This window comes from Daejeonella sp., assembly GCF_044348475.1.
GTDB lineage: Bacteria > Bacteroidota > Bacteroidia > Sphingobacteriales > Sphingobacteriaceae > Daejeonella.
Genome location: NZ_JBIKSU010000077.1, coordinates 1 through 8,026 on the forward strand (window position 1 = coordinate 1; position 8,026 = coordinate 8,026).

Annotated in this window: 9 protein-coding genes; 1 reads left to right on the plus strand and 8 read right to left on the minus strand. The window is 37.2% G+C overall.

Annotated elements, in window-relative coordinates:
* From ACIQZ6_RS10665 to rpmB, 8 genes are all read right to left on the minus strand, one after another.
* On the minus strand, window positions 1–663 hold a 663-nt coding region (locus ACIQZ6_RS10665; protein WP_395810918.1), incomplete at its 3' end, for a DUF3050 domain-containing protein.
* 280 nt (window positions 664–943) lie between these two features.
* A complete protein-coding gene (locus ACIQZ6_RS10670; RefSeq protein WP_395810920.1) occupies window positions 944–2,029 on the minus strand; it encodes an Ldh family oxidoreductase in 1,086 nt (361 codons plus the stop codon).
* A 10-nt stretch (window positions 2,030–2,039) separates the two neighbouring features.
* Complete coding sequence (gene bshC, locus ACIQZ6_RS10675) at window positions 2,040–3,632, minus strand: bacillithiol biosynthesis cysteine-adding enzyme BshC (RefSeq protein WP_395810922.1); 1,593 nt, start codon at window positions 3,630–3,632, stop codon at window positions 2,040–2,042.
* Window positions 3,633–3,676: 44 nt separating this feature from the next.
* Window positions 3,677–5,011: a 30S ribosomal protein S12 methylthiotransferase RimO gene (gene rimO / locus ACIQZ6_RS10680; protein WP_395810924.1), complete on the minus strand. Its 1,335-nt coding sequence runs from the start codon at window positions 5,009–5,011 to the stop codon at window positions 3,677–3,679.
* Window positions 5,012–5,026: 15 nt separating this feature from the next.
* On the minus strand, window positions 5,027–5,989 hold the full coding sequence (gene ftsY, locus ACIQZ6_RS10685) for a signal recognition particle-docking protein FtsY (protein ID WP_395810926.1): 963 nt from the start codon (window positions 5,987–5,989) through the stop codon (window positions 5,027–5,029).
* A 176-nt stretch (window positions 5,990–6,165) separates the two neighbouring features.
* Entirely contained in the window at window positions 6,166–6,333 is a 168-nt protein-coding gene (locus ACIQZ6_RS10690) for a DUF4295 domain-containing protein (protein WP_395810928.1), read from the minus strand.
* Between the two features lie 162 nt (window positions 6,334–6,495).
* The gene (rpmG, locus tag ACIQZ6_RS10695; RefSeq protein WP_079703649.1) at window positions 6,496–6,678 is read right to left on the minus strand and encodes a 50S ribosomal protein L33; all 183 of its coding nucleotides are present in this window, start codon (window positions 6,676–6,678) and stop codon (window positions 6,496–6,498) included.
* Between the two features lie 88 nt (window positions 6,679–6,766).
* Window positions 6,767–7,000 carry a 50S ribosomal protein L28 gene (rpmB, locus tag ACIQZ6_RS10700; RefSeq protein ID WP_079703650.1) on the minus strand — a complete coding sequence of 78 codons (234 nt, stop codon included), beginning with the start codon at window positions 6,998–7,000 and terminating at the stop codon, window positions 6,767–6,769.
* A gap of 232 nt (window positions 7,001–7,232) precedes the next feature.
* On the opposite strand from rpmB, the gene ACIQZ6_RS10705 reads away from it, so the two are divergent.
* A partial coding sequence (locus ACIQZ6_RS10705; RefSeq protein WP_395810930.1) for an AMP-binding protein occupies window positions 7,233–8,026 on the plus strand: 794 nt, incomplete at its 3' end.

Below are 8,026 nucleotides of genomic sequence, written 5' to 3' on the forward strand. Positions count from 1 at the left end.
CAGATTTGAAGTCATTTGTAAGGCAAGATGACTATGATGATCTCCATCAACTTCTATATGCCTTTCTAGGTAATATTTAAAAATTGAAATACTATCAGGGAAGTTATTATGAATGTCATTTACCAGCGAAATAAACATGCCAGGTATTAGATCTTCACGCCCAAATGTGAATATGGCCGATTGCAGATATGGCTTATTACTTCCAATAATTTTAAAGGTAAAGTCAACAAAATCACGGGCTTCTTTTGGCGCATCAGATGCTGCATAGGCTAAATCAAAATCACCGCTATGTTGTAATTCTTCAATGAATCTTTTCATTTTTGAGGTGTCTGCATTACATTGGAGCATGGCATCAAGATAAAGTTCAAAATGACTTTTCCTGACACCAAAACTATCTACATCCGATTCTTCGCCAACGACTATTTCATTGATGAGATTTCTAGTGTCTGCAGAACCTTTTGGAAACCAGGGAATAGAAGTGCAGGTTAAATTATTTTGCAATGCCTTTAACAATGACATAAAATCCCATACTGCAAAAATATGGTATTGCATAAAAATTTTCAAGTCATCTAGGTCATTGATCATTGAATAAACTTTATGATTAACTATTTGTTGCCTTAATGGCTCAACTGCCTTTTTAATTTTCTCTAGTTGTTCATTCATATGGATTGATTTATTTTGCGATTGCAATTCAATTTAGGTTTCAGAATGCAAGTATCCTGATTTGTAATGTTTCATTTGATATTGAACTGCAAAAGGGACAGAAAAATGACATTAGTTAATTTCGGGTAACAAAAAACGGAAGCTTAGTACTTTTAATACATCCTGTTGAAATAGTCAAAAGATTGATTAAAAATGCTGAATTAAAAAGAATATATGTATGTAATAACCTTGTTTATAGGTAATTAGTAGACTAGGTTTTTGTTAGCTAAGTTGTGAACAATCAAATTAGTTTCTCTATCCCTAATTTTTCAGCAACCTCATTCAGATCTTTACAAACATCATCTATCAATGGAATGCCATTGAGCTTTCGTTCTTTTTCTGCTGCTACTTCAGGTTGACCCGGGATAATCACTTTTTGTTCTTCACTGATTGATTTGGCAGAGCTGAATCGATTGATCCAGTTATCGAGGTGCGATTTAAATTCGTCAATTGGTCTGAAGCCATCAACACGCATAGCACCCAGAAAATGCCCAATTCCTCTTCCTACCGGATCAGCTGATGGTTCCATGAAAGCCACGAATGGGGGCACCCATGGACCATAGTTTGCTCCTGAAAGTACTGCAGAAAGAATATCGACTGTTGCACTTAGTCCAAAACCTTTATGACTACCATGCTCTCTATCACTACCCAATGGAAGTAGGGAGCCTCCTTTTTTTAATTCATGTGGGTCAACTGATGGGTTTCCATTGGCATCCTGAATCCAACCTTCAGGTACAGGTTTCCCCATGCGCTGTGCAATCTCTAGTTTACCGTTTGCAGCAGCAGAAGTTGCCATGTCAACAATTACTGGAGGATATTTTCCTGCAGGAAAAGCATAACACATGGGGTTTGTGCCTAATAAACGTTCATTAGCAAAAGTAGGGGCTACCAACGGACTCGCATTCGTCATGGCAAAGCCGATCATATCCTTTTCAACAGCCATCATGGTATGATAGGCTGCAATACCAAAATGATTCGAATTTCTTACTGAAACCCATCCTGAACCATATTTTTCTGCCTTTTCAATGGCTACTTTCATTGCAAAAGGAGCAACCACAAGACCCAGTCCTGCATCGCCATCAACTGTAGCAGTTGTTGGGGTTTCATGCACAATTCTAATATCAGGCTTCGCATTGATGCGGCCTTTTTCCCATAAACGTACATAGCCAGTAAGCCTAGCAACACCATGCGAGTCAATTCCTCGCAGGTCTGATTTGATAAGTACATCTGCTGCCAGCATTGCATGCTCGGCAGAACAGCCCATTTTAATAAAAATGGATTTTGTGAAATCTCTTAGCTTACTTTCTGTAAAGGTATGGTAGGTCATTTATCTTTTTCTACTCCTCTAAGATCGTGAATTTCAGATCCAAAGGCTTGAAGTTTTCAATCAGTGTTTGAATAAAGCTTTTCCCTTGCTTGACATAAAATAAACCAAAATTTTCGGAACGTTCCTGAAGCCCCCCATTGGGAAAAAGTTTTGTTTTAACTTGCTCAATCTGCGATAAGGCATCAGCAAAATTTCTCTTTTCGGCTTTCATTAGCTTGGCCTCCAGGTTTTTAATTGCCCGGTGTAATCTAGCTTTTATAGCTTCTGAACTTGGACTCAAGCTCGGGTCAATTTTATAAGTGCGAAGTTTGATCTTTTCAAAGATCGAACTAAGCTCTTGCCATTCATCATGGAGGTTTAGCAAATGTTCAGTATGGTTTAAAACCCATTCTTTCTTCAAATCATCTACATTTTTGAAGATGTCTTTTATGTGCAGGTCAAGTCGGTTGAGTTTGTTTTCCAAGTTAAGAGAGCTAAACATTGCAGAATTTCTTAATAGTAAAATGGGAAAATCTACCCCGTAATAATCAAAGTTCTGCTTCAGCTGAAGCCAGTAAATTACTTCTGCACCTCCGCCAATATAAGCTAGATTGGGTAAGATTACTTCCTGATATAGTGGTCGCATCACTACATTTGGACTAAAGCGTTCCGGGTGTTCATTGATCTCTTGTATGAGTTTTTCTTCATTAAAGCTGATCTCTGTATTCAGGATATGGTATCTCCCATTTTCAAAAATAATGCGTTCTCTTAATCCGTCAAGTAGGTAAAAAAAATTGATCTCTCTTGGGTTTACTTGTGCCTCAATCCCAACTTTAGCCAGCTTATCATTTGCTTCCGATATATTTCTGAAACTATTTTGTTGGATAATATCATCGGTAATTATAGATGAGAATTGTTTTTTTAAACGTTTATCATCAGCATCCAGAATGAGTAATCCATACTCTTCAAAAAGTGCATTGACAAGGTATCGGCTCGAATCTGCCAAGTTTTTATGCTCAGAATAGGCTTTAAAGATTAGATTACTCAAAAATGTTGCATGTTCAGAAATTCCAAGAATTTGTTGGTATTCTTTTATTGCATTATTAATTCCTGCGGTTTGTAACCTTCCGGTTGCACCTGTAGCTTCATGTTCCCAGCTAATTTTTTTACCGGAGATATACGTATGATTGATTTCGGCAAAGTCATGGTCTTCAGTTGCCATCCAATAAACAGGGACAAAATTTTTATCAGGGAAATTGTTTTTCAATTCCTTTGCTAGGTTGATAGCAGTTACAATTTTGAAAATGAAGTAAAGTGGACCCGTAAATAGATTTAACTGATGGCCAGTGCAAACGGTAAAGGTATTGTTGTGAAGAAGGAGATCGATATTTTTTTGAACAGAGGCATGCACGGGGCCTTCAATTTTTGAATACTGCTCGCTTAATGTTTCAATGAGTATTTTTCTATCGGCAATCGTTTTTTTTCTATTAATTAAATTTCTGAACCCTTGTATGTCGGCTCTCTCAGAACTGAAGGGTGCTAATTCAGGATCATTAGCCAGATAGCGTATCAGGCCTTCCGAAAAACTACGGGTTTCACTGTAATCAATATAAGTTGCCTTCATGTTGAACGAAATTAGAGGAATTTACTGAATTCCTCTGTACAGATCTATATTTTGACAATCTGACCATACAGATCGAAATCTTCTGCTCGGTCTATTTTAACCTGAACAAAAGTGCCTGGTGTTGCATAACTGATGCGGGAATCAATTAAAACTTCATTATCAACTTCAGGCGAATCAAATTCGGTACGGCCAGTGATGTAGTTGCCTTCTTTTTTGTCGATAAGTACTTTAAAGTGCTTCCCAACCTTATCCTGATTGATATTGAAAGATATTTCCTGCTGAATATTCATGATATCTTCAACACGTTGTTGTTTTATTTCTTCTGGCACATCGTCGTTTAGAAGATGAGCATGTGTTTTTTCTTCATGCGAGTACGTGAAACATCCAAGACGATCAAAGCGACTTTCAGATACCCATTCTTTCATTTCTTCAAAATCACCCTCAGTTTCTCCAGGATATCCGCAGATCAATGTAGTACGCAAAGCAATGTCAGGTACTTTATCGCGGATTGAATTCACAAGATCAATGGTTTTTTGCCTGGTAATTCCGCGACGCATAGCGCTCAGCATCGTATCGCTGATATGCTGCAAAGGCATATCCAGATAATTGCAGATGTTGCTGCGCTCGTTCATCACATCCAAAATATCCATTGGAAAGCCTGAAGGATACGCATATTGTAAGCGGATCCATTCTATGCCATCTACATCAGACAGGTTGCGTAGCAAATCTGCAAGATTTCGTTTACTGTAAAGATCTAAACCATAATAGGTAAGATCTTGGGCAATAAGAATCAATTCTTTAGTGCCATTTTTAGCAAGGTATTTAGCTTCTTTAACCAGATCATCCATTGGTTTAGAAACGTGCTTTCCTCTCATTAAGGGGATTGCGCAAAATGAACAGGGTCTGTTGCAGCCTTCTGCGATCTTAAAATAAGAAAAATGTGAAGGGGTGGTTAATAATCGTTCGCCTACCAGTTCATGTTTATAGTCAGCACCAATGGAGCTTAAAAGATTTTGTAGGTCATTAGTTCCGAAAAAAGAATCTACATTTTTTATTTCAGCTTCAAGTTCGGGCTTATAACGTTCAGAAAGGCAACCGGTTACAATAACTTTCCCTACTTTACCCTGGTCTTTTAATTCGCTGTACTGTAAAATCGTATCAATCGATTCTTGTTTTGCATTATCAATAAATCCACAGGTATTGATTACAATAATATCATCTTTATTCAGCTTTTGATCTTCATGAACAACATCCATCTGATTGCCGCGCAACTGTCCCATCAAAACTTCTGAGTCGTGAATGTTCTTTGAACAACCAAGTGTAATCACATTTACTCTTGGTTTAACCCTGCTAACCTCTTTGCTGCTTTTTGTCTTCATTCTTCTCTTCCCTGTTTATTTAAATAGGGAGTCTACAAACTCTTTTTTATTAAATAGTTGAAGATGTTCTATGCCTTCACCTACACCGATGTATTTCACCGGAATTTTAAACTGATCAGATATTCCGATCACTACTCCACCTTTTGCGGTGCCATCTAATTTTGTAAGAGCAAGTGCATTCACCTCAGTTGCCTGAGTAAACTGCTTGCATTGTTCAATTGCATTTTGGCCAGTTGAGGCATCCAAAACAAGTAAAATTTCATGTGGAGCTCCCGGAACAACTTTTTGCATTACCTGTTTGATTTTGGTAAGCTCATTCATTAACGCAATCTTATTATGTAAACGGCCTGCAGTATCAATAATTACAACATCATCGCCATTGGCAACGGCAGATTGTAAAGTGTCAAACGCCACTGAAGCTGGGTCAGAGCCCATTGGTTGAGCAACTATGCGTACGTTCACCCGTTCTGCCCAAAGCTTTAGCTGATCTACTGCAGCGGCTCTGAACGTATCTGCAGCTCCCAAAACCACGTTGTTTCCTGCAAGTTTTAATTTATGCGCAAGTTTTCCAATGGTAGTGGTTTTACCTACTCCATTAACGCCCACAACCATAATCACATATGGCTTATGATCGCCATATTCAAAATTTCTGAAATCATTGCTATTGTTTTCTGAGAGCAGGCTTTGTATCTCAGACCGAAGAATCTCATTCAGTTCGGAGGTGTTAATGTATTTATCACGTGCAACACGCGCCTGTATTCTTTCAATGATTTTTAAGGTTGTTTGAACTCCTACATCCGAATTGACTAGGATTTCTTCTAGTTCATCAAGAACATCATCATCAACAGTTGTTTTCCCGACAACAGCTTTAGTGATCTTGGAAAAAATGCCTTCCTTGGTTTTCTCTAAGCTTTTATCCAGTTCAACCTGTTCCTGTACATTGTTTTCTTTCTTTTTAAAAAAGTCAAATAGTCCCATAGGTTTGAATTTAAATAATTCTGCTGATGCAGGCAAAATAGTTGTTTTGTAATGAAACCAGTATGAAGCAGCCTAGCGTGGTCAAATTTCAAACGCTTTCAAAAACAATTCTATTCTAATGAAAAAAGCCCCCCAACGATTAGACGCGGGCGGCTTCTGTTATTACAATGTGAAGATTATTTAGAGGAACTAATTCCTGCGATAGCGTCTTTCACGTGATCGTTATGAACGATAATTTCTTTGAATGAATAAGCACCTGTTTTTGGTGATTTGTTCATTGTAATTACTTTTGAGTATTCTTTACCAGCACCTGTTTTCAGGGTTGCAACTACTTTTTTTGCCATTTCTGTATATTTTTTGAGTTGTAGGTTTTAGGTTGTAAGTTCTAAGTTCTAAGTTGTAGGTTGTAGGTTGTAGGTTCTAAGTTGTAGGTTTTAGGTTGTAAGTTCTTAACTTATTACTTATTACTTATTACTTATCACTTATAACTTATTAGTTATCACTTATTACTTAATCTCTTTGTGAACAGTCACTTTTCTCAACACCGGATTAAATTTCTTTAATTCCAAACGTTCTGTGGTGTTCTTTTTGTTTTTTGTTGTTACGTAACGAGACATTCCAGCCATGCCACTCTCTTTGTGCTCAGTACATTCTAAAATAACCTGAACCCTATTGCCTTTCTTAGCCATTGTATTAAGTTTTGAGTTGTAAGTTATAGGTTGTAAGTTGTAGGTTGTATAAATTACTTATTACCTATTACTTACTACTTATAACTCCTTATATGTATCCTTTTTTAAGGAATTTATTAATTACAGCAGTGATGCCATTTTTACTGATGGTTTTAATCGCTGAGGTAGAAACCTTCAACGTAATCCATCTATCTTCTTCTGGAATGTAAAACTTTTTTACATGCAGGTTAGGATAAAATTTACGTTTGGTTTTTACGTTCGAATTAGAAACGTTGAAACCGTTCATCGCCATTTTTCCTGTTAAATCACAAATTCTCGACATGACTATAGGTGTATCTTATAATTTAAATCAATTCTCCAAAGAGTTTGCAAATATCAGCAGAAAAAATCAGATACGCAATACTTTATCAATAAATTTAGTCTTTCCTTTTAAAAGAGGTGTTGGTTCATGTTTTATTGTAATTTTTTTGCATCTATATTAGGCTAGAAGCCCTGAATATGATATAATTGTATTCTGAAATTTTAAAAAAAATATACCGAACAAAAATTAAAAAATGGATCTCCGTATTAATTCCTTTGACGATTACAAACGTGTTTATGATTACAGTGTAGCTGAGCCAGAAAATTTCTGGGGCTCTGTTGCTGACACGTTCTACTGGCAAAAAAAATGGGATAAAGTTCTAGATTGGAACTTTACTGAACCCAATGTGAAATGGTTTAGTGGCGGAAAGTTAAATATAACGGAGAATTGCCTAGATCGTCATCTTACAAATGATGCCGATAAAACTGCGATGATCTGGGAACCCAATGATCCTGAAGAGCATTACAGATCATTTACCTATAAAGAACTACATTTTAAGGTAATTCAGTTTGCCAATGTGCTTAAGAATAATGGTGCAAAGAAAGGCGACAGGATCTGCATCTACATGCCGATGGTGCCTGAATTGGCAATAGCGGTTTTAGCTTGTGCACGTATTGGTGCAATTCACTCTGTTGTTTTTGGAGGGTTTTCGGCCCAATCTATCGCCGACAGGATCAATGACGCTCAATGTAATTTGGTAATCACCGCAGATGGTGGCTTTAGAGGCAATAAAGATATTCCACTTAAAAATATTATTGATGATGCTCTTGTGCAATGCCAGTCTGTAAACAAGATCATTGTTTTGACCCGTACCCGTACGCCTGTTTCTATGATCAAAGGTCGTGATGTGTGGTGGGAAGATGAAATTAAAAAGGTTGAAACTCAGGGCAATCCAGATTGCCCTGCAGAACCAATGGAATCAGAAGATCCATTGTTTATATTATATACATCTGGATCAACCGGAAAACCTAAAGGGGTGGTTCATAC